The sequence below is a fragment of the Thiomicrorhabdus aquaedulcis genome, assembly GCF_004001325.1.
Taxonomy (GTDB): Bacteria; Pseudomonadota; Gammaproteobacteria; order Thiomicrospirales; family Thiomicrospiraceae; genus Thiomicrorhabdus; species Thiomicrorhabdus aquaedulcis.
Window position 1 is genome coordinate 958025 of record NZ_AP018722.1, and the last position, 21020, is coordinate 979044.

A 21020-nucleotide genomic window follows, 5' to 3' on the forward strand; every position below is an offset into this window, starting at 1 on the left:
ACAGCATGAACGATTTTGAAATAGAAACCTTAGCGATTCGAGCAGGTTATGATCAAACTGCCGAGCAAGAAAACAGCGAGGCAATTTTTCCGACATCGAGTTTTCGTTATCATTCGGCCGCTCAAGCGGCGGCGCGGTTTAGCGGTGAAGAAAAAGGCAATGTCTATTCACGTTTTACCAACCCAACCGTTAGAGCGTTTGAAAATCGCTTGGCGCTTATGGAGGGCGGTGAAGCGTGTGTGGGAACGGCATCGGGCATGGCCGCAATTTTGTCTACCTTTATGGCGTTGTGTCAGTCAGATGATCACGTTGTGTGCTCGCAAAGTGTCTTTGGAACTACTAAAGTGCTTTTTACCAAATACTTGGCAAAGTTTGGTCTGCAAGTGACTTTTGTTTCGCAAACCGATATTGGCCAATGGCAGGATGCGGTTCAGCCCAATACCAAAGCGTTCTTTTTAGAAACGCCGTCCAATCCCTTAACCGAAATTGCCGATTTAGCCGCCATCAGCGCGTTAGCCAAACAGCATGATTGCTGGCTTATTGTGGATAACTGCTTTTGCACACCGGTTTTGCAACGCCCATTAGAGCAGGGGGCAGACATCGTAATCCATTCGGCCACTAAATTTTTAGACGGTCAAGGACGCGGCATTGGTGGAGCGGTAGTCGGTTCGTTAGAGTTGGTGGATGAACACGTTCGCGGTTTTATGCGCACTGCTGGACCGTCAATGAGTCCTTTTAATGCGTGGATTTTTTTAAAAGGTCTCGAAACGTTGCCGGTTAGAATGGCGGCGCACTGCCAGAATGCATTATTGCTGGCGCAATGGTTGTCAGAACACCCGGCGGTTGAGCAAGTCTATTACCCAGGCCTGGTCACTCATCCACAATACGCGTTGGCGTGTGTTCAGCAATCTGCTGGCGGTGGTTTGGTGAGTTTTAAAATAAAAGGCGATCGAGCCGCGGCTTGGTCGGTAATTGATGACACGCAAATGTTGTCCATTACCGCTAATTTAGGCGACGTTAAAACCAGCATTACTCATCCTGCCACCACAACGCACGTTAGGGTTGAACCAGAAGCACGTTTAAAAGCTGGCATTACCGAAAATTTAGTGCGTGTTTCGGTCGGTTTGGAAGCCATTGAAGACATTAAAAAAGATTTGGCGCGCGGTTTAGATAAGTTGATTTAAGCGTGTAAACACACTAAACCCAATTATTAGAATGGGTTTAGTGAAGGTTACTTTTTAGGCAATGGAAGTTCTGTTTCTTCGTTTTGACGATAAATTACGCAGGTTTTACCAATTGTTTGCACCAGTAACGCCCCAGTTTGCTGAACAATGTGTTCAACCGTTGCTGCACGTTCAATGCGGTCGTTCGACGCAATTTTGATTTTAAGCAGTTCATGGTGCGTTAAAGTACTGTCCAGCTCAGCCATGACGCTGTCGGTAACACCGTTGGCGCCAATCATAATCATTGGGTTTAGGCCGTGAGCGATGCCTTTAAGGTATTTTTTTGGTTGTTAGAGAGTTTTTCGGGTTGGCGCATTGAAAATTCCAATCGTGATTATTATAAATTTAACTAAAGTGTAAAAACTTTGAGAGACCTTTGCACGAGAGGGGTACGAGAAAAAAATGAGGAAAAATTTTCCTGATTGAGGCGGGAAACACAGTGAATAGCTAGCTATTCACAAGTTTTCCAACGAAAAGCAGGCAAATTTTAACCATTTTTGGCCGTACATCCACTCGTGCAAAGGTCTCTTTGACTATTGTAGTAGAAATAAAACTATGGCGAGAAGTAAATCCAGTGCAGGTTGGTTAAAAGAGCATTTTGACGACCCTTACGTGTTAAAAGCAAAGCAAGAAGGTTGGCGCTCTAGGGCAGTTTATAAATTGCAAGAGATTGATGAAAAAGACAAACTCTTTAAACCAAGCATGTGCGTGGTGGATTTGGGTGCGGCACCGGGCGGTTGGTCACAGTGGACGGCTCACAAGACTGGCTCGGCCGGTGAAGTGTTTGCATTAGATTTATTGCCAGTAGAACCGTTTGCTGGCGTGACGTTTATTCAGGGTGATTTTCAGGATGAAGCGGTTTATAACCAGTTGTTAAGTGCGTTAGATGGTCGAGAAGTCGATGTGGTGATGTCGGATATGGCACCCAATATGAGCGGTAATAAAGGAGTGGATATTCCACGTGCCATGTATTTAGTTGAATTGTCGGTTGAGTTGGCCGATCAGGTGCTAAAACGCAATGGCGATTTACTCATGAAGGTGTTTCAGGGTGAAGGTTATGATCAACTTTTATTGACACTAAAAGATAAATACCAAAAAGTCATCACCCGAAAACCCAAAGCGTCACGGCCAAGAAGCAAAGAAATTTATCTATTGGCACGTGGTAAAAAGTAACGGCATAATGGTTTAAAGACTTAACCAGGCCTGGTAGATTAACAAAATAAGCTGGGTATAAGAATTTCTTATAATTGTTTTGTGGTAAAGTATTTAGCTATTACGTTAAAAGCAGATTAAGATTAAATTAAATTGTTTGTGGCAATATTGTTCAGTAAACATTTGTGAATTTGACAAGGATAACCAATGAAAAATGATATGTTAAAAAATGTATTGGTTTGGACAGTCGTCGCCATGATTTTGATGTCGGTGTTCAATCATTTTAGTGGCCAAAATCAGGCGGCTTCTAGTCGTTTAGACTATTCGGAATTTATTGATCAAGTTCATCAAGGTCAAGTCAGTAAAGTATCCATTGAGGGTGCCACCATTCGGGGCGTTTACCTAAGCGGCGACAGCTTTACTACCTATAACCCAGGTGATCCAGGGTTGATGGGTGACTTACTCGACAACAAGGTAAAGGTGAGTGCGCAAGCCGCTGAGCAACAAGGCGTGTTAATGCAGATTTTTATCTCTTGGTTTCCTATGTTACTGCTGATTGGAGTGTGGATATTCTTTATGCGCTCTATGGGCGGAGGTATGGGGGGCAAGGGCGGTCCCATGTCTTTTGGTAAAAGCAAGGCAAGAATGCTGACTGATGACCAAGTTAAAGTCACGCTAGACGATGTGGCCGGTGCGGATGAAGCCAAGCAAGAAGTTGGCGAAATTGTAGATTTTTTAAAAGACCCTAGTAAATATCAAAACCTGGGTGGCACAATTCCACGTGGTGTTTTAATGGTGGGCCCTCCAGGAACCGGTAAAACTTTATTAGCCAAAGCGATTGCGGGTGAGGCCAAGGTACCGTTCTTTACTATTTCAGGTTCAGATTTTGTTGAAATGTTTGTAGGTGTAGGCGCTTCACGTGTTCGCGATATGTTTGAGCAAGCTAAAGCGCATGCGCCGTGCATCATCTTTATAGATGAGATTGATGCCGTTGGTCGTAGTCGTGGAACCGGAATGGGCGGCGGTAATGATGAGCGTGAGCAAACTTTAAACCAGCTTTTGGTTGAAATGGACGGTTTTGAGGGCAATGAGGGTGTGATTGTCATTGCCGCTACTAACCGTGCAGATGTTTTGGATAAAGCATTATTACGTCCAGGTCGTTTTGATCGTCAGGTGACGGTTGGTTTGCCAGATATTCGTGGGCGTGAACAAATTTTGAAAGTGCATATGCGTAAAGTTCCTGTGGGTGAGGATGTAAATCCTTCGTACATTGCTCGAGGAACGCCTGGATTTTCAGGAGCGGATTTGGCGAATTTGGTTAATGAAGCAGCATTGTTTGCGGCGCGTAGTAATGATAAATTGGTGACGCAAAAGCATTTTGAAATGGCTAAAGATAAAATTCTTATGGGTGTAGAGCGTAAGAGTATGGTTATGAATGAAAAAGAGCGTCGTATGACGGCCTATCATGAAGCCGGTCACGCTATTGTTGGTTTTATTGTTCCGGAACATGATCCAGTATACAAAGTAAGTATTATGCCACGTGGTAGAGCATTGGGTGTCACCATGTATTTGCCAGAAGAAGACTCTTATAGCTACAGTAAGCGTAAGCTCGAAAGTCAGTTGTCGAGTTTGTATGGTGGTCGAATTGCTGAAGAACTTATTTTTGGAAAAGACGCAGTGACAACCGGTGCTAGCAACGATATTGAGCGTGCCACGAGTATTGCTCGCAATATGGTGACTAAGTGGGGGTTGTCAGACAATCTTGGGCCGTTGATGTATGAAGAAGACGATAATGGCAGTTTTATGGGTACATCGCGTAATGCCAATGTATCTGATGAAGTCTCAAAAGAGATTGATAAAGAGATTCGTAACTTAATTGATCGTAATTATCAACGTGCTACCGATATTTTAAAAGAGCATGCGGATAAATTAGAGATTATGACGGACGCTCTGATGCAATATGAAACCATTGATGCGCAGCAAATTAAAAATATAATGGAAGGTAAGCCACCAGGAGAACCACGTGAGTGGGGGGCGGTAGATGATGTAAGCAAGCCTTCTAATGATGAACCTGCGGCTACCAATAATATTGAAACAGTTGCAGATGACTTAAGTGGTGATCAATCAGCACCAGATCAAGGTGAGCCCAAGCTTCACTAAGGTTTTATAATGATAAGACCCCGTTTATTCGGGGTTTTTTTTTGGATAAATAAAGAGAAGCATCGATGAGCATAGTTGCATTAATAAATCAGAAGTTTGCAGACGAACATGGTGCTCCATTGGTTATGGGTATTTTTAATGCCACTCCAGATTCGTTTTCGGATGGCGGTAAGTTTACTGTGCAAAATAAAATGCAAGCTCAGGTTGAAGCCATGATTAAGGATGGGGCTGATATTATCGATGTGGGCGGTGAATCTACTCGCCCAGGAGCTCAGCCAGTCAGTGTGCAGGAGGAGCTTGATCGTGTTATGCCTGTTATCGAGTTTATAACAGCTAATTTTGACGTCCCTGTGTCGGTTGACACTTATAAAACAGCGGTAATGCGAGCGGCAATTGCAGCTGGCTCAAAAATAGTAAATGATGTAAATGCGCTGCAAGACTTGGGTGCCGCTGAATTGGTTGCCCAAACCGGTGTTTCAGTTTGTTTAATGCATAAGCAGGGTGGTTTTACGGATATGCAAAACAAACCGCAGTATCATAATGTGGTAGATGATGTGACTGAGTTTTTACTCAAGCGTGCTAAAGCCTGCGAGCATGCTGGAATAAACGCAGATAATATTGTATTAGACCCAGGGTATGGATTTGGTAAAACCCTTGAGCATAATTTGGCATTATTTGAGCATTTAGACCATTTTGTAAATCTACCATATCCTGTATTGGTGGGGGTGTCACGTAAGAGTATGATTGGGCAGTTACTTGGCGATGTACCGGTTGAGGATCGTATGGTTGGAAGTGTAGCAGCCGCCATGTTAGCAACATTAAAAGGTGCCAAAATATTGCGTGTACACGATGTTAAGCCTACTGTTGAGGCTTTGCGTGTAACGTTGGCTCTACTTTAATAATATAAACCGATGAGATAGGTCAAAGAGTAATGAATAAAGAGAAAAAATATTTTGGTACTGACGGTATTCGTAATCGTGTTGGTCAAGGAATGATCAAGCCTGATCAAATCTTAAAGTTAGGCTGGGCAACAGGAAAAGTCATGCGGGCACGTGGTGAAACCAAGGTGATGATTGGTAAGGATACCCGCATTTCGGGTTATATGTTTGAATCTGCACTCGAGGCTGGGTTTATTGCGGCAGGTATTGATGTTATGTTGCTTGGTCCTATGCCTACTCCTGCGGTAGCGTATTTAACCCAAACGTTTCATGCTGACGCGGGCATTGTTATCAGTGCGTCGCACAATCCGCATTACGATAATGGGATAAAATTTTTTTCATCCACGGGCAAAAAAATCAGTGATGACATAGAGCATGCTGTTGAACTTGCCTTTGAGGAAGAGATGGATGTGGTGTTGTCTGAAAACTTGGGCAAAGCCAAGCGTATTGAGGATGCGGCAGGGCGCTACATCGAGTTTTGTAAAAGCACTTATACGGGTCGCGTTAAGTTAGATGGGTATAAAATAGCGATTGACTGTTCTCATGGGGCGACCTATCACATAGCGCCACATGTGTTTACTGAATTGGGTGCGCAAGTAGTCACTATGGGGGTACAGCCCAACGGTATTAATATTAACCAACATTGCGGCGCTACCGACGTTAAGGCGTTACAAGCCCTGGTATTGAGTGAGAAAGCTCATTTAGGCATTGCCTTTGATGGCGATGGTGATCGGGTTATCATGATTGACTCATTGGGTAATGTTGTTGATGGTGATTTAATTTTATATATTTTAGCCACTCATAGTTCCAGTCCTGTTGAGGGAGTGGTAGGTACGGTTATGAGTAATTTAGGTGTTGAGCTTGCTCTTAATAAAAAAGGTATCGCGTTTGTACGTTCGGCAGTTGGTGATCGCTACGTTATGGAAAAACTAGTAGAAAACAATTGGTGTTATGGGGCTGAAGCATCTGGACACGTGCTGTGTTTAAATAAAACGACAACAGGTGATGGAATAGTTGCGGCATTGCAAGTATTAAGCGCTATGGTAGATAAGCAAAAGTCTTTAATGGAAATGACCGCAGAGGTTGAGGTGTATCCGCAGGTTCTAAAGAATGTACGAGTCCTAAATAATCATGGTGTAAGTGATAATGTTGTTTTAAAACAAGCTATTATCGAAGTTGAGTCCGAGTTGCTAGATAGAGGTAGAGTATTAATTAGAGCCTCTGGCACAGAACCGCTGATTAGAGTAATGGTAGAAGGTGCTGATAAAGAGCAGGTAGAAAAAGTAGCGGAAAGGCTAGTAAGCGTGGTTACTTCAGAATTTTCATAAAATTGCAATATTGTATTTATCAAAAGAAAACGCTAATATTGCCGGACTTTTGTGTTGGAGAATAACGAATGAGAAAACCATTTGTCGCTGGGAACTGGAAAATGCATGGTTCAAAGGCTAGTATTAAAGAATTAATCGCTGGTTTAAATGCTAAAGTTGAGCAGGTTAGTGGTGTTGATGTCACAGTATGTCCTCCGGCTATTTACATTGATTATGTGTCTCAATTGTTAAATCCTAGTATTAAAGTTGGTGCTCAAAATGTCGCCCAAGAGCCGGTTCAGGGGGCTTTTACTGGCGAACATTCGGTTGAGATGCTAAAAGATTTGGGTTGTCAATATGTGATTATTGGTCATTCTGAACGCCGAGCCATTTTTGGCGAAAGCAATGCACTGGTGGCTGTGAAAGTTAAGGTGGCATTGCAAGCAGGTGTAACACCTATTTTATGCGTGGGTGAAACTTTACAAGAAAGGCAGTCCGGCGTAATGCAAAGCATTATTTCTGGTCAATTAGATGCCGTTCTTGATTTGGTTGGCATTGAATCATTTGAAAAAATTGTTATTGCTTATGAGCCTGTCTGGGCTATTGGTACCGGTGTAACCGCTTCTCCTGAACAGGCGCAGGAAGTGCATGCGTTTATTCGTGGCAAATTGGCCAGTTTAAGTTCTGAGGTTGCACAAAAAGTCATTATTCAGTACGGCGGAAGCGTCAAGCCGGATAATGCGGTTGAATTATTTGGACAAGCCGATATTGATGGCGGCTTGATTGGCGGAGCATCCTTAAATGCGGATGATTTTATGGCTATTTGTAAAGCAGCGGGTGCTTAATGTTTCAGATCGTATTGGTAATACATTTAATAATTGCGTTTTTATTGATTGTTTTAGTGCTTATTCAGCACGGAAAAGGTGCTGACGCCGGCGCTAATTTTGGTGGTGGTGGGTCTTCGCAATCGGTATTCGGCAGCGGTGGATCAGCTACCTTTTTATCAAGAATGACGGCCGTTGTTGCCACGGTATTCTTTATTACTAGTTTAACATTGGCGTACATTGGTAGTCAGCAAGCAAAAGGTTATCAGAGTGTGGCCAAAGAGGCTGCTAAAATTGAAGCACCTAAAGATGTTAATACACCGGTGGTACCAAACTAAAATATGCGTGCGTTGAGCTTGTTATCGTTTGATTTGCTTGATGTAGTTATACGCTAAGTTATACAAAAAGCCGATGTGGTGGAATTGGTAGACACGCTATCTTGAGGGGGTAGTGGCGTAAGCTGTGCGGGTTCGAGTCCCGCCATCGGCACCATACACTGAGCTACTGCTTTGCGGTAGTAATTTAAATTGCTAGATGAGGTCTAAAACCAATGCTAGAAAATTATCTTCCCATTCTGGTTTTTATTGTACTAGGTATACTTTTTGGAGTAGGCCCTATCTTACTTGGCTATTTGCTAGGTCCACAAAAGCCTGATTCAGAAAAAAACTCACCCTACGAATGCGGATTTGAAGCATTTGAAGATGCTCGTATGAAATTTGACGTCCGTTTTTACTTGGTGGCTATTTTGTTCATTATTTTTGACCTTGAAATTGCATTTTTGTTTCCATGGGCCATTGCTTTGGATGAAATTGGTTCTTTTGGCTTATTTTCCATGGCAATATTCTTGATTATTTTAGTCGTTGGGTTTATTTACGAGTGGAGAAAAGGGGCGCTAGAATGGGAGTAGAGGGCGTTTTAAAAGAAGGGATTGTCACAACTTCTGCAGATAAGTTGATTAACTGGGCAAGAACTGGATCGCTATGGCCTATGACCTTTGGTTTGGCATGTTGCGCAGTAGAGATGATGCATGCAGGTGCTTCACGCTATGATTTAGACCGTTTTGGTATTATTTTTCGACCTAGTCCAAGACAGTCAGATGTTATGGTGGTAGCAGGTACGCTGGTTAATAAAATGGCTCCTGCTTTGCGTAAGGTTTATGACCAAATGGCCGAGCCTCGTTGGGTTATATCTATGGGTTCGTGTGCAAATGGGGGTGGTTATTATCATTACTCCTATTCTGTAGTTCGTGGTTGTGATCGAATTGTTCCAGTTGATGTTTATGTTCCTGGATGTCCTCCTACTGCCGAAGCTCTTTTATATGGAATCATTCAACTACAAAATAAGATTAAGCGCACCAATACCATCGCGCGTTAATTCCGCTTCTTAGAACATAATCAAAGTGGCTAAATATGAAAAAATCTATACTAGATTTACAAAATAATGTTCAAAAAATATTAGGTGAGCGCATTGTTGCTCTTAATATTGCATTAGATGAACTAACCATTGAGTTATTGCCATCCAATGCATTAGAGGGTTTGTCATTGCTTAAAACAGCGTTAGGTTTTGAGCAGTTAATGGATTTGTGCGGTGTTGATTATTTAGATTATGGCCAAGCTAATTGGGAAACCTTTAAAGCCCCCAATAGCGGTTTTAGTCGCGGTGTTTTTGATTTTGCAGAAGATGATATGACGCAATCTATTGATATGGAAAGACGTTTTGCTGTGGTCTATCACTTGTTGTCAATCCAGCACAATCTAAGGATTCGAGTTAAAGTCTATCCAAGCAATACCCAAATGCCAATGGTAGACAGTGTAATAGAGGTTTGGAATTGCGCTAATTGGTTTGAGCGTGAGGCTTTTGATTTGTTTGGTATTTTGTTTAATGGACATCCTGATTTAAGGCGCATTTTGACAGATTACGGTTTTATTGGGCATCCTTTACGTAAAGACTTTCCTCTGATTGGGCATGTTGAAATGCGTTACGATGCTGAAAAAGGACGTGTTATCTATGAGCCTGTTTCCATTGAGAATCGTGTAAATGTGCCACGTGTTATTCGTCAAAAATCGTTTAAAAACGTTTAATAGGGAACCGTTATGCCAGAAATTCGTAACTATACTTTAAACTTTGGCCCCCAGCATCCGTCGGCGCATGGTGTATTGCGTTTAGTACTTGAGTTGGATGGTGAAACGATTGTGCGTTCAGATCCACATATTGGTTTATTGCATCGCGGTACCGAAAAATTAGTTGAATACAAGCCTTACAACCAATCTATTGGTTACATGGATCGTTTAGATTACGTTTCAATGATGGCAAATGAACATGCTTATGTTATGGCTATTGAAAAAATGCTGGCATTAGAAGTTCCTGAGCGAGCTCAGTATATTCGAGTTATGTTCGATGAAATTACACGTGTTTTAAACCATTTAATGTGGCTCGGAGCGCATGCACTTGATATTGGTGCTATGACGGTGTTTTTATACGCTTTTCGCGAGCGTGAAGATCTTATGGATTGCTACGAAGCCGTTTCGGGTGCAAGGATGCACGCAACTTATTACCGTCCTGGCGGCGTATATCGTGATCTTCCAGATACCATGGCCAAGTATTCTAAGTCTAAGTGGCATTCTGGTAAAAATCTTAATCAGTTAAATGAGACTCGTGAAGGTAGCTTGCTTGATTTTATTGAAGCATTTACACAACGTTTTCCAGGTTACATTGATGAGTATGAAACGCTGTTAACGGATAATCGTATTTGGAAACAAAGAACGGTCGATATTGGTATTGTTTCTCCTGAGCGCGCTTTACAACTGGGCTTTACTGGTCCTATGTTAAGAGGTTCAGGGATTGCCTGGGATTTACGCAAAAAACAACCTTACGAAGTCTATGATCGTATGAAGTTTGACATCCCAGTGGGTGTAACAGGCGATTGCTACGACCGATATTTGGTTCGTATTGCCGAAATGCGCGAATCCAATAAAATTATTAAACAGTGCGTGGATTGGCTTAAAGTTAACCCAGGTTCCGTTATGTCGGATGACAACAAGGTCGCACCGCCATCACGTGAAGATGCCAAGTCTAATATGGAGGCGTTAATTCACCACTTTAAATTATTTACTGAAGGATATAGTGTGCCTGAAGGTGAGGTGTATTCAGCGGTAGAGCATCCAAAAGGTGAGTTTGGTATCTATATGGTTTCAGATGGCGCTAATAAGCCCTACAGAATGAAAGTAAGAGCGCCTGGTTTTGCGCATTTAGCGTCGTTAGATGAGATGGTTAAGGGCCACATGATTGCTGATGTGGTGTCAATTATTGGAACGCAAGATATTGTATTTGGAGAGGTGGATCGATGAGTTCATTAGAAAACAATACTGCTAATTTTATTCAAGGCGATGTAAAAAACCGCATTGATCGTTGGATAGCTAATTATCCACAAGATCAGCGTCAATCTGCGTGTATGCCAGCCTTAAGAATTGTACAAGAAGTACATAACGGTTATTTAACCACTGATTTAATGGATCAAGTTGCTGTATATCTAGACATGACACCTATTGCTGTCTATGAAGTAGCTACGTTTTATGGCAACTACGAACATGCTCCTGTCGGTAAACATAAAATTTGTTTGTGTAACAGTATCTCTTGTATGTTGCGAGGCAACGCTGACATTTTGTCACACATGGAAAATAAGTTGGGCATTAAACCTGGTGAAGTATCTGCTGATGGTCGCTTTTCAATTAAAAAAGTTGAATGTTTAGGGGCTTGTGCGGGTGCTCCAATGATGCAAATTGGTAAACATTACTACGAAAATCTAACAGAAGTCTCTGTAGATCAAATTCTTGACAGTTTGGAGTAAGTTAGTATGGTTCATCAAAATGAAAACTGTTTTCGCCTAAACCATCTTGAAAATTCTTGGGATATTGATGTTTATATCGCCAATGGTGGTTACGAAGTTTGGAAAAAAGTATTGGCCGGTGAGCTAGAACCAAATGAAATTATTGAAGAGGTTAAAGCCTCAAATATACGTGGTCGTGGAGGTGCTGGATTTCCAACAGGTCTAAAGTGGAGTTTTATGAATCGCTTTGCACCGGGTCAAAAATACATCGTCTGTAACTCAGACGAAGGTGAGCCTGGAACCTGCAAAGATCGCGATATATTGCGCTACAACCCTCACGCTTTAGTTGAAGGGATGATGATCGCTGGTTATGTAATTGGTGCCAGTGCCGGTTATAACTATATTCGTGGTGAGTTTTGGGAACCGTACAAACGTTTTGATAACGCGGTCAATCAAGCGCGTGAAGCGGGCTTGCTTGGAAAAAATATTTTAGGTTCCGGTTACGATTTTGATTTATTTACTCATCTGGGTGCAGGCGCTTATATTTGTGGTGAAGAAACAGCATTAATAGAATCCATTGAAGGGAAAAAAGGCCAACCCCGTTTTAAACCACCTTTTCCAGCAAGCTATGGTTTATACGGACGGCCTACCACCATTAATAACACTGAAACTTTGGCATCGATTCCAATGATTTTAGCCAAAGGTGGTGAGTGGTTTAATGCACTAGGCGTAAATAATGCAGGTGGTACTAAGTGTTATTCTGTGTCTGGTCATGTCAATAATCCAGGTAACTTTGAAGTAAGAATGGGTACGCCTTTTAAAGATTTACTGGAACTGGCTGGCGGCGTTTGGAAAGGTCGTCAATTAAAGGCTGTAATTCCTGGTGGTGCCTCAACGGCGATACTGCCGGCCGAAAAAGCCTTGGCCATGAATATGGACTACGACTCTATTGCTAAGGCAGGCTCATTTTTAGGCGCTGGATCAATGATTGTTATGGACGATCGCACTGATATTGTGCAGGTAATGGAAAACCTAAGTCACTTTTATTGGGATGAGTCATGTGGACAATGCACGCCATGCAGAGAAGGTACCGGCTGGTTGTACCGAGTGCTAAAGCGAATTCGCGAAGGTAAAGGACGCCCAGAAGATATTGCAGCCCTAAAAGACGTATCCGGAAAAATTATGGGTAATGTTATTTGTGGTTTAGGAGATGCGGCAACCATTGGTTTAAGCAGTGCATTACAGCATTATGAGCATGAGTTTAGACATTACATTGAGCACGGTTGCAGTATTTACGATCGTAATTAATACTATTTATTCGTAATAAATTTAAGTAAATCAATGATGTTAGTTGATTTGTAAATTGAATTATTTGAAACCTTGGGTCAGAGAATTATGGTAAAAGTTGAGATAAACGGTCAGGTTATTGAAGCGCATGAAGGTGACATGTTGATTGATGTTGCTGACGGTGCACACATTTCTATTCCCCGTTTCTGCTATCACAAAAAGCTTTCTATTGCTGCCAACTGCCGTATGTGTTTAGTAGAAGTAGAGGGCGCATGGAAGGCATTGCCTGCTTGTGCTACACCTGTTACAGACGGCATGAAAGTTCATACCAAATCAGCCAAGGCAATCGCTGCACAAAAATCAGTAATGGAATTTTTGTTGATCAACCATCCTTTGGATTGCCCTATTTGCGACCAAGGCGGTGAGTGTGAGTTGCAAGATGTGTCTATGGATTATGGTGATGATGTATCTCGCTACCATGAGGCAAAGCGTGTGGTTAGTGATCGCAATACCGGCTCGCTAATCAAAACCGAAATGACTCGTTGTATTCATTGCACACGTTGTGTTCGTTTTGGCCAAGAAATTGCCGGAATGATGGAATTGGGTGCAACAGGTCGAAGCGAGTGGATGGAGATAGGTACATACATTGAAAAGTCGATTGATTCTGAAATGTCAGGCAATATGATTGATTTGTGTCCTGTAGGTGCTTTAACCTCAAAGCCATTTCGCTACACCGCGCGTTCTTGGGAGTTAAAAGCTCACAACGCAATAGCACCACACGATTCCATAGGTTCACATATTATTATTCATTCAAAAAATAATGAAGTTAAACGTGTCGTGCCGCGCGAAAATGAAGCAATAAATGAAGTTTGGTTGTCAGATCGCGACCGTTTTTCTTATGAGGCTATTAATTCCGAACAGCGTTTAACTCAACCAATGATTAAGCAAAATGGTTTTTGGAATGTGGTTGATTGGGAAACGGCTTTGCAGTTTGCGGCAGAGGGATTACAGGGTTTAATAGCTGAGTCGGTCAACGATATTGGTGTTTTAGCGGGAGCTAATTCGACATTAGAAGAATTGCATTTATTACAAAAGCTGGCTCGTGGACTGGGAATAGAAAATCTTGATCATCGTCATAGACAATCTGACTTTAGTTTAGACGCATTAGGTTTCAATCAACCTACGTTAACCATTTCTTTGGCCGAGGTTGAGACTTTAAACTCAGTATTAATGGTGGGAACTTATTTAAGAAAAGAGTTGCCAATCCTAAATCATCGTGTGCGAAAAGCGGTTTTAAATGGTGCTAAGGCTTTTGTTGTTAATCCAGAGTCTTTAGATTATAACTATAAACTCGCCAATACGCATTCCGAATTAGGCATGATTAAAGAACTGTCTGGGCTTGCCAAAGCTGCACTAGGATTAAATAACAAGACTGACCAGGCCTGGTTAAATACCATTCAACCAACAGATCAACATATTAAGATGGTCGAAAATTTAAAACAGTCAGAACAATCGGCTTTATTTTTGGGGCAGTTGGCACAATCTCACACCGATTACACAGTGATTCAAAAGTTGGCGGCTATTATTGCAACGGAAACTCAATCATCCTTGAGTATTTTGCCAATGAGTGCCAATGAGGTAGGTGCGCATTTAGTACGCTTTGTTCCGCGCAATGGTTTAAACAGCATGCAAATGATACAAGCTGAAATGAAAGGCTTTATTAATTTGAACATTGAGCCAGAATCTGACTTTACACAAGGAAATTTAGCCCTTGCCGCAATGCAAAAAGCGCAGTTTGTCATTAATTTAACCGCTTTTGACAGTGCAGCACAGCGTGATTATGCCAACGTACTGCTTCCTATTGCTACTTTTGCAGAAACCGCTGGTACGTTTGTTAACGCAAATGGACTAAAGCAATCATTTAAGATGTCTGTTGAACCAAAAGGTGATGCAAAGGCCGCTTGGAAAGTGTTGAGAGTCTTTGCTAATGTATTGAATGTAGACGGTTTTGAGTATACGCACACCAATGAAGTGTTACGCGAAGTGCTAGATAATGTAGCAACTCAAGTTGATTTTTCAAAGGCAATTTGTATTTTGCCTATGCAAAATAATGATGCAATCGTGCAGCGTGTTTCGCCGTATGCCATTGATTCATTAGTGCGTAGAGCGGCTTCTTTACAAGCCACCCCGGACGCAAATTTTGCCACAATGGAGAGAGGTTAATTCATGTTTGATGCATTACAGGCTTTTTTGTCTATTTATATGTACCCATGGTTAGCCATTACCATTACATTGGTTATTCAGGCGATTGCTGTAATTTTACCTATTATGCTAGTAGTCGCATGGTTAACGTATGCAGAACGTAAAGTCATTGGTTACATGCAAGTTCGTCTAGGGCCCAACAGAGTTGGCCCAGCAGGTTTATTGCAGCCTATTGCGGATGCATTAAAGTTAATGACCAAAGAAGTTATTTTTCCTGATCAAGCCAATAAATTTTTATTTATTACGGCTCCCGTACTGGCAATAGCGCCTGCTGTTGCCGTTTGGGCAGTTATTCCTTTTTCAGATGGTGTTGTGGTTACTGATATTAATGCAGGTGTTTTGTATGTATTGGCCGTGTCGTCCATTTTAGTGTACGGAACGATCATTGCTGGTTGGGCATCAAACTCTAAATACGCATTTTTAGGTGCTATGCGTGGTTCAGCGCAAAAAATTTCATACGAAATTGCCATGGGCTTTGCGCTGGTAACGGTGCTAATGATTGCTGGAAGTATGAATTTAACTGAAATTGTTAATGGTCAAAAGGGGGGTATTTGGCATTGGTATCTATTACCATTGTTGCCCATGTTTTTTGTCTATTTTATTTCGGGATTAGCTGAAACTAACAGAACGCCATTTGATGTAATTGAGGGTGAAGCTGAGATTGTGGCAGGTTTTCACGTAGATTATTCTGGCATGACCTTTGGTGTATTTATGCTTGCTGAATACGCCATGATGATTTTAATTTCGTTTATGACTTCCATTATGTTTTTGGGTGGCTGGTTGTCTCCGTTTGAAGGAATTCCATTTTTAGAAGCCGCCTTTTCTTGGGTGCCACAATTGGGATGGTTGGCGTTTAAAGTTTCATTTTTGTTATTTGTTTTCTTATGGTTAAGAGCCACTTTTCCGCGCTATCGCTATGATCAACTGATGCGCTTAGGCTGGAAGGTATTAATTCCACTGACGATTTTGTGGGTCTTTGTAGTTGGTGCTATGCAGTACTTTAGTGTTGGTCCTTGGTTTAACTAATTGAGAGGTTGAGATGGTTCGATTTATTAAACATCATGTAAAGACTTGGGGTCTAACAGAGTTATTTAAAGGTTTAGGTGTTACGGGCAAGTATTTGTTTAAAAAGAAGATAACAGTCCGTTATCCAGAAGAAAAAACACCATTATCACCTCGTTTTAGAGGCCATCATGCTCTGCGTCGTTACGAGAATGGTGAAGAGCGTTGTATTGCTTGTAAGTTATGTGAAGCGGTGTGTCCTGCCAATGCCATTACAATCGAATCTGAAGAACGAGATGATGGTTCAAGGCGTACCACTCAATACGATATTGATATGTTTAAATGCATTTACTGTGGTTTTTGTGAAGAAGCTTGTCCCGTAGATGCGATTGTAGAAACTCGTGTGTTTGAATACGAGTTTCAGGAAAGAGGGCAGCATATTATGACCAAAGATAAGTTATTGGCTTTTGGTGACAAGCACGAAGTGCAAATCGCAGCTGATCGTAAAGCTGATGCTAAGTATCGATAATTTAAAGAGAATTTAATATGACATTTGAACAATTTATCTTTTACACATTGGCAGCTGTTGCAATCATTTCAGGTTTTATGATGATTACTGTCAGAAACCCTGTTAAAGCGGCTTTGTGGTTAGTACTGGCGTTTGTTGCCACTGCCGGAATTTGGATTACAGCGCAAGCAGAGTTTTTGGGATTGGTGCTTATATTGGTCTATGTGGGCGCGGTGATGGTGTTGTTTTTATTTGTTGTAATGATGTTAGACATCAACTTGACCATTTTGAAAGAGGGTTTTACTAAGTATCTCCCGTTGGGCGCTATGGCTGCGATTGCTATTTTTGCGATGATGTATTTAGTGTTGGGTCCAGAGCATTTCGGTACGGATGTAACAGGCATGCCAATAACACAGGCTGCAGATTACAGTAATACTAAAGCGATTGCCATTCCTCTATACACGACGCATGTTTATGCTTTTATTCTGGCCGCAGTTTTGCTATTGGTCGGTATTGTAGCGGCAATATCTTTAACATTACGTCGTCGTTCAAGCACAACTGTTTTGTATCAAGACATTGATAAGCAGGTTAAAACTTTAGCGGTTGATCGTTTTAGAATGGTACAAATGGACAGCGTGGTTGAAAAACACATTGCGTCAAAAAGTGAGGATGACAAATGATAGCACTTTCGGATTACCTGCTTTTTGGTGCAGTGTTGTTTATGATTAGTATGGCGGGTATTTTTTTAAACCGTAAAAACGTTCTTGTTTTGTTAATGTCCATTGAACTGTTGTTATTGGCCGTAAACACTAACTTGGTCGCGTTTTCGTACTATTTAAATGATGTTACCGGACAGGTTTTTGTCTTCTTTATTTTAACGGTTGCTGCAGCTGAAGCGGCAATTGGACTAGCCATTCTTGTATTGGTGTTCCGTAATCGTAAGAGCATCAACGTTGATGATCTTGGTTCACTAAAGGGGTAGTTGTTAATGTTGCACACAATTCTTACGGTTATTTTGCTGGCTCCTTTGTTAGGAGCGATGATCGCAGGCCTGTTAGGCCGTCAGGTTGGACGAAGTGGGGCTCATTTTGCAACCATTATCGGTGTTGCCATTTCAATGGTTTTGTCCGCCTACGTGTTTTATCTATTTGTATTTGAAAATGCAGAAGCCTACAACGCCAGTTTGTACACTTGGATGGTCAGCGATGGCATAAAGTTTGAGATTGGCTTTTTGATTGATAAGTTGTCGGCCACCATGATGTTGGTGGTGACTTTTGTCTCGTTAATGGTGCATATTTATACCGTTGGTTATATGGATCATGATGAAGACTACGATCACAACGATCCTTATTATCAGCGTTTCTTTAGTTATATCTCGTTGTTTACGTTTTCTATGCTTTCGCTGGTTATGGCCAATAACTTTTTGCAGCTGTTCTTTGGCTGGGAGGCGGTTGGTTTAGTCTCTTATTTATTGATTGGCTTTTACATGAAGCGTGAGTCAGCGATTCAAGCAAACTTAAAAGCGTTTTTAGTTAACCGTGTGGGCGATCTTGGTTTTATTTTAGGGATTGCCGTGGTATTTGTTTATTTTAATACCATGGATTACAAAGAGTTTTTTGCTCAATTGAGTTCACAACGTGATGTCATGATTGAGATTATTCCGGGTGTGGAATGGTCCATGATTACGATGATGTTGGTTCTGCTGTTTATTGGCGCTATGGGTAAATCTGCGCAAATGCCCTTGCACGTATGGCTACCAGAGTCGATGGAGGGCCCAACGCCTATTTCAGCCTTAATTCACGCTGCCACCATGGTAACGGCCGGTATTTTTATGGTGGCACGTTTGTCGCCCGCCTTTGAAATGTCTGAGGCTGCGCTTAGTTTTGTCTTAATTATTGGTGCACTTACCGCTTTTATGATGGGTTTATTAGGGTTGATTCAAAACGACATAAAACGGGTCGTTGCCTATTCGACCTTATCACAATTGGGTTATATGACAGCGGCCTTAGGCGCTTCGGCTTACGCCGCTGGTATGTTCCATGTATTGACTCACGCCTTTTTTAAAGCCTTACTATTTTTGGCGGCGGGTTCGGTCATTATTGCAATGCACCACAAGCAAGACATTCGTGATATGGGTGGACTCAAAAAGTACATGCCTATTACCTATGTGGCGATGTTGGTGGGTTCTTTAGCGCTAATTGGATTCCCAGGATTTTCGGGCTTCTTCTCAAAAGACAGTATTTTGTTGTCATTAGATGAAAGTCAGCGATTTGGTTCAACCTTTGCCTATGTCTTATTAATGGCTGGGGTGTTTATCACCGCGTTTTATAGTTTCCGCATGTTTTTCTTGGTGTTTCACGGTCAAGAAAGTCATTATGTAAAAACCCATAAGATTAAAGAGTCGCCTTGGGTCGTAACTGTACCACTTATTTTATTGGCTATTCCTGCGGCCTTCATGGGCATCCCAATGTTTGAACCGATGTTAACCGGTGCATATTTTGGTGAGGCTATTCAAGTATTGCCTCAAAACGATACGATGCTTGCGGTGTATAACAATTATTACCAAGGGTTACTACATCTAGTGGTGAGTTCATTTATGACTCTACCGGTTATTTTGGCGTTGTCTGGAGTTTTGATTGCTTGGATTATGTACATTAAGCGTCCAGATTTACCGGGCAAGTTAAAAACAATGTGTCCACGTGGTTTTTATGTTTTGGATAATGCTTACGGGTTTGATCGTTTAAATGAAATAGTTTTTGTCGATGGAACACGTAAATTGGGTCATTTCTTTACTCGAGTAGTCGATATTAAGCTGATTGATACTGGTATGGTCACCAATACCTTTATGGCTGTGTCAAATGCGGCGCACACGTTGCGCCAGGCTCAAACTGGTCTTATGTACCACTATGCATTTGTAATGATTTTTGGCCTGCTAGTGATGCTAGTTTGGGTTTTATGGTAATTAAAGAATAATAAGAGAAGGGAATAGATTACATGCTATCAAGCTTACCTATTTTAAGCACATTAATTTGGCTACCAATTATTGGTGGGCTGTTGGTGCTGTTTGCGGGGCGTAATAATCCAACGGTTGCTAAGTGGTTGTCTTTATTGACGGTTGTCGCGACGTTTTTACTTTCCATTCCCTTAGTCACTGGGTTTGATACCACTACTGCGTCTATGCAGTTTGTTGAGCAGGTGGCTTGGGTTCCCATGTTTAACATTCATTACCATTTAGGGGTTGACGGTTTGTCGATGCCTTTGGTGTTGTTAACCACGTTTACACAGGTGTTAGTCATTGCTTCTGCTTGGGATGTGATTAAAGAGCGTGTTGAACAATACATGGGCGCTTTCCTCATCATGGGCGGCATCATGGTGGGTGTATTTGTTGCGCTTGACTCAATTTTATTTTACATATTCTGGGAAGCGCTTTTGATTCCTATGTTTATTGTTATTGGTAAATGGGGCGGGCCACGACGTGTTTACGCAACCTTAAAGTTCTTTTTGTATACTTTTTTTGGCTCGGTTTTCATGTTGGTGTCGTTTTTATACATGTACCATGAGTCGGGTAGTTTTTCGATTTTAGACTTCCACGGCATGCAATTAGGTATGACGGCACAGATTTTAATCTTCTTGGCTTTTTTCTTGGCCTTTGCGGTCAAGATTCCAATGTTTCCAGTGCACACTTGGTTGCCTGACGCGCACGTTGAAGCGCCAACAGCTGGATCGGTTGTGCTTGCCGCCATAATGCTAAAAATGGGTGGTTATGGTTTTGTACGTTTAAGTTTACCGGTAACGCCCGATGCTTCGATGACTCTAGACTGGTTAATGATTGGGCTATCGCTTATTGCCATTGTTTACATTGGTATTGTGGCCTTGGTGCAAAATGACATGAAAAAGCTTGTGGCTTATTCCTCTATTTCTCACATGGGTTTTGTTACTTTAGGTCTGTTTTTGGTGTACGACATTTTACAAAATACCGGCTCTATTCAAGGTGCGCAGTTGGGTATGGAAGGTGCGATGGTGCAAATGATTTCGCATGGTTTTATATCCGGTGCGATGTTCTTAGCCATTGGTGTTTTGTACGATCGAATGCATACGCGTGAAATTTCGGCTTACAGCGGCGTGGTTAATAAAATGCCGTGGTTTGTTATGTTTGCTGTGATTTTTGCGATGGCCAACGTAGGGTTACCCGGAACCTCTGGTTTTGTGGGTGAGTTTATGGTTATTTTAAGTGCGTTTAAAGCTAATCTTTGGTACGGAACCTTGGCGGCTCTAACCTTGGTTATTGGAGCAGCTTATACCTTATGGATGGTTAAGCGGGTGTTCTTTGGTCAGATAACAAATGAAAATGTAGAAAAATTAACGGATTTAAACAAACGCGAGTTTGCCATTATGGCCACTTTAGCGATTGTCATTATTGCTTTAGGGGTTTTCCCGGCACCGTTAATGGAAGTGATGCATGCATCGGTTGAAAATTTACTGGTGCAAGCCACAACCTCTAAACTTTAATTCGGATAGGTGAGTTAACAAT

At 41.8% G+C, this 21020-nt stretch carries 21 protein-coding genes and 1 tRNA gene; 21 read left to right on the top strand and 1 reads right to left on the bottom strand.

The genetic code is table 11. The annotated features are described in order from the left end of the window. The first annotated feature begins 5 nt into the window (after window positions 1-5). The gene (locus tag EP181_RS04305) at window positions 6-1184 is read left to right on the top strand and encodes an O-succinylhomoserine sulfhydrylase (RefSeq protein WP_127470564.1); all 1179 of its coding nucleotides are present in this window, start codon (window positions 6-8) and stop codon (window positions 1182-1184) included. 47 nt (window positions 1185-1231) lie between these two features. Here EP181_RS04305 and EP181_RS04310 read toward each other — a convergent pair whose 3' ends face one another. Then, on the bottom strand, window positions 1232-1468 hold the full coding sequence (locus tag EP181_RS04310) for a YhbY family RNA-binding protein (protein ID WP_172959690.1): 237 nt from the start codon (window positions 1466-1468) through the stop codon (window positions 1232-1234). 310 nt (window positions 1469-1778) lie between these two features. On the opposite strand from EP181_RS04310, the gene rlmE reads away from it, so the two are divergent. The 20 genes from rlmE to EP181_RS04410 all read left to right on the top strand — a co-directional run bounded on the left by rlmE (window position 1779) and on the right by EP181_RS04410 (window position 20998). Next, complete coding sequence (rlmE, locus tag EP181_RS04315; protein ID WP_127470565.1) at window positions 1779-2396, top strand: 23S rRNA (uridine(2552)-2'-O)-methyltransferase RlmE; 618 nt, start codon at window positions 1779-1781, stop codon at window positions 2394-2396. A 186-nt stretch (window positions 2397-2582) separates the two neighbouring features. Then, window positions 2583-4535, top strand: a complete 1953-nt coding sequence (ftsH, locus tag EP181_RS04320; RefSeq protein ID WP_232023514.1) for an ATP-dependent zinc metalloprotease FtsH — start codon at window positions 2583-2585, stop codon at window positions 4533-4535. A 65-nt stretch (window positions 4536-4600) separates the two neighbouring features. Next, window positions 4601-5434 carry a dihydropteroate synthase gene (gene folP / locus EP181_RS04325; protein ID WP_127470566.1) on the top strand — a complete coding sequence of 278 codons (834 nt, stop codon included), beginning with the start codon at window positions 4601-4603 and terminating at the stop codon, window positions 5432-5434. A gap of 32 nt (window positions 5435-5466) precedes the next feature. Further along, window positions 5467-6801, top strand: coding sequence for a phosphoglucosamine mutase (gene glmM, locus EP181_RS04330; protein ID WP_127470567.1), 1335 nt, complete (start codon window positions 5467-5469; stop codon window positions 6799-6801). A 68-nt stretch (window positions 6802-6869) separates the two neighbouring features. Next, the gene (gene tpiA, locus EP181_RS04335) at window positions 6870-7625 is read left to right on the top strand and encodes a triose-phosphate isomerase (protein ID WP_127470568.1); all 756 of its coding nucleotides are present in this window, start codon (window positions 6870-6872) and stop codon (window positions 7623-7625) included. Further along, entirely contained in the window at window positions 7625-7942 is a 318-nt protein-coding gene (gene secG, locus EP181_RS04340; protein ID WP_127470569.1) for a preprotein translocase subunit SecG, read from the top strand. The genes tpiA and secG overlap by 1 nt, the downstream gene beginning before the upstream one ends. 69 nt (window positions 7943-8011) lie before the next feature. Further along, window positions 8012-8096 (top strand) — tRNA-Leu (locus EP181_RS04345). A gap of 58 nt (window positions 8097-8154) precedes the next feature. Then, a complete protein-coding gene (locus EP181_RS04350; RefSeq protein WP_127470570.1) occupies window positions 8155-8511 on the top strand; it encodes an NADH-quinone oxidoreductase subunit A in 357 nt (118 codons plus the stop codon). Continuing rightward, window positions 8502-8978, top strand: a complete 477-nt coding sequence (locus tag EP181_RS04355) for a NuoB/complex I 20 kDa subunit family protein (RefSeq protein ID WP_019555923.1) — start codon at window positions 8502-8504, stop codon at window positions 8976-8978. The genes EP181_RS04350 and EP181_RS04355 overlap by 10 nt, the downstream gene beginning before the upstream one ends. Before the next feature lie 35 nt (window positions 8979-9013). Then, a complete protein-coding gene (locus EP181_RS04360; RefSeq protein WP_127470571.1) occupies window positions 9014-9685 on the top strand; it encodes an NADH-quinone oxidoreductase subunit C in 672 nt (223 codons plus the stop codon). A 12-nt stretch (window positions 9686-9697) separates the two neighbouring features. Continuing rightward, entirely contained in the window at window positions 9698-10951 is a 1254-nt protein-coding gene (locus EP181_RS04365; protein ID WP_127470572.1) for an NADH-quinone oxidoreductase subunit D, read from the top strand. Continuing rightward, on the top strand, window positions 10948-11451 hold the full coding sequence (locus tag EP181_RS04370; RefSeq protein WP_127470573.1) for an NADH-quinone oxidoreductase subunit NuoE family protein: 504 nt from the start codon (window positions 10948-10950) through the stop codon (window positions 11449-11451). Before EP181_RS04365 ends, EP181_RS04370 begins: the two co-directional genes overlap by 4 nt. A 6-nt stretch (window positions 11452-11457) precedes the next feature. Then, window positions 11458-12738, top strand: a complete 1281-nt coding sequence (gene nuoF, locus EP181_RS04375; RefSeq protein ID WP_127470574.1) for an NADH-quinone oxidoreductase subunit NuoF — start codon at window positions 11458-11460, stop codon at window positions 12736-12738. 87 nt (window positions 12739-12825) lie between these two features. Then, entirely contained in the window at window positions 12826-14940 is a 2115-nt protein-coding gene (gene nuoG / locus EP181_RS04380) for an NADH-quinone oxidoreductase subunit NuoG (RefSeq protein WP_127470575.1), read from the top strand. 3 nt (window positions 14941-14943) lie between these two features. Beyond that, on the top strand, window positions 14944-16005 hold the full coding sequence (gene nuoH / locus EP181_RS04385; RefSeq protein ID WP_127470576.1) for an NADH-quinone oxidoreductase subunit NuoH: 1062 nt from the start codon (window positions 14944-14946) through the stop codon (window positions 16003-16005). A 13-nt stretch (window positions 16006-16018) separates the two neighbouring features. Further along, the gene (gene nuoI, locus EP181_RS04390) at window positions 16019-16510 is read left to right on the top strand and encodes an NADH-quinone oxidoreductase subunit NuoI (protein WP_127470577.1); all 492 of its coding nucleotides are present in this window, start codon (window positions 16019-16021) and stop codon (window positions 16508-16510) included. 17 nt (window positions 16511-16527) lie between these two features. Next, window positions 16528-17169 (top strand): NADH-quinone oxidoreductase subunit J, encoded by a 642-nt coding sequence (locus EP181_RS04395; protein WP_127470578.1) that lies wholly within the window; start codon window positions 16528-16530, stop codon window positions 17167-17169. Next, window positions 17166-17471 (top strand): NADH-quinone oxidoreductase subunit NuoK, encoded by a 306-nt coding sequence (nuoK, locus tag EP181_RS04400; RefSeq protein ID WP_127470579.1) that lies wholly within the window; start codon window positions 17166-17168, stop codon window positions 17469-17471. The genes EP181_RS04395 and nuoK overlap by 4 nt, the downstream gene beginning before the upstream one ends. Before the next feature lie 6 nt (window positions 17472-17477). Next, window positions 17478-19451, top strand: a complete 1974-nt coding sequence (gene nuoL / locus EP181_RS04405) for an NADH-quinone oxidoreductase subunit L (protein WP_127470580.1) — start codon at window positions 17478-17480, stop codon at window positions 19449-19451. Between the two features lie 32 nt (window positions 19452-19483). Next, a complete protein-coding gene (locus tag EP181_RS04410; RefSeq protein WP_127470581.1) occupies window positions 19484-20998 on the top strand; it encodes an NADH-quinone oxidoreductase subunit M in 1515 nt (504 codons plus the stop codon). Window positions 20999-21020: the final 22 nt, after the last annotated feature.

What these genes read in the sequence shown, in the direction of transcription:
- EP181_RS04305 (WP_127470564.1), top strand. Translation starts at nt 6, where the DNA reads ATGAACGATTTTGAAATAGAAACCTTAGCGATTCGAGCAGGTTATGAT.
- EP181_RS04310 (WP_172959690.1), bottom strand. Translation starts at nt 1,468, where the DNA reads ATGATTATGATTGGCGCCAACGGTGTTACCGACAGCGTCATGGCTGAG.
- rlmE (WP_127470565.1), top strand. Translation starts at nt 1,779, where the DNA reads ATGGCGAGAAGTAAATCCAGTGCAGGTTGGTTAAAAGAGCATTTTGAC.
- ftsH (WP_232023514.1), top strand. Translation starts at nt 2,583, where the DNA reads ATGAAAAATGATATGTTAAAAAATGTATTGGTTTGGACAGTCGTCGCC.
- folP (WP_127470566.1), top strand. Translation starts at nt 4,601, where the DNA reads ATGAGCATAGTTGCATTAATAAATCAGAAGTTTGCAGACGAACATGGT.
- glmM (WP_127470567.1), top strand. Translation starts at nt 5,467, where the DNA reads ATGAATAAAGAGAAAAAATATTTTGGTACTGACGGTATTCGTAATCGT.
- tpiA (WP_127470568.1), top strand. Translation starts at nt 6,870, where the DNA reads ATGAGAAAACCATTTGTCGCTGGGAACTGGAAAATGCATGGTTCAAAG.
- secG (WP_127470569.1), top strand. Translation starts at nt 7,625, where the DNA reads ATGTTTCAGATCGTATTGGTAATACATTTAATAATTGCGTTTTTATTG.
- EP181_RS04350 (WP_127470570.1), top strand. Translation starts at nt 8,155, where the DNA reads ATGCTAGAAAATTATCTTCCCATTCTGGTTTTTATTGTACTAGGTATA.
- EP181_RS04355 (WP_019555923.1), top strand. Translation starts at nt 8,502, where the DNA reads ATGGGAGTAGAGGGCGTTTTAAAAGAAGGGATTGTCACAACTTCTGCA.
- EP181_RS04360 (WP_127470571.1), top strand. Translation starts at nt 9,014, where the DNA reads ATGAAAAAATCTATACTAGATTTACAAAATAATGTTCAAAAAATATTA.
- EP181_RS04365 (WP_127470572.1), top strand. Translation starts at nt 9,698, where the DNA reads ATGCCAGAAATTCGTAACTATACTTTAAACTTTGGCCCCCAGCATCCG.
- EP181_RS04370 (WP_127470573.1), top strand. Translation starts at nt 10,948, where the DNA reads ATGAGTTCATTAGAAAACAATACTGCTAATTTTATTCAAGGCGATGTA.
- nuoF (WP_127470574.1), top strand. Translation starts at nt 11,458, where the DNA reads ATGGTTCATCAAAATGAAAACTGTTTTCGCCTAAACCATCTTGAAAAT.
- nuoG (WP_127470575.1), top strand. Translation starts at nt 12,826, where the DNA reads ATGGTAAAAGTTGAGATAAACGGTCAGGTTATTGAAGCGCATGAAGGT.
- nuoH (WP_127470576.1), top strand. Translation starts at nt 14,944, where the DNA reads ATGTTTGATGCATTACAGGCTTTTTTGTCTATTTATATGTACCCATGG.
- nuoI (WP_127470577.1), top strand. Translation starts at nt 16,019, where the DNA reads ATGGTTCGATTTATTAAACATCATGTAAAGACTTGGGGTCTAACAGAG.
- EP181_RS04395 (WP_127470578.1), top strand. Translation starts at nt 16,528, where the DNA reads ATGACATTTGAACAATTTATCTTTTACACATTGGCAGCTGTTGCAATC.
- nuoK (WP_127470579.1), top strand. Translation starts at nt 17,166, where the DNA reads ATGATAGCACTTTCGGATTACCTGCTTTTTGGTGCAGTGTTGTTTATG.
- nuoL (WP_127470580.1), top strand. Translation starts at nt 17,478, where the DNA reads ATGTTGCACACAATTCTTACGGTTATTTTGCTGGCTCCTTTGTTAGGA.
- EP181_RS04410 (WP_127470581.1), top strand. Translation starts at nt 19,484, where the DNA reads ATGCTATCAAGCTTACCTATTTTAAGCACATTAATTTGGCTACCAATT.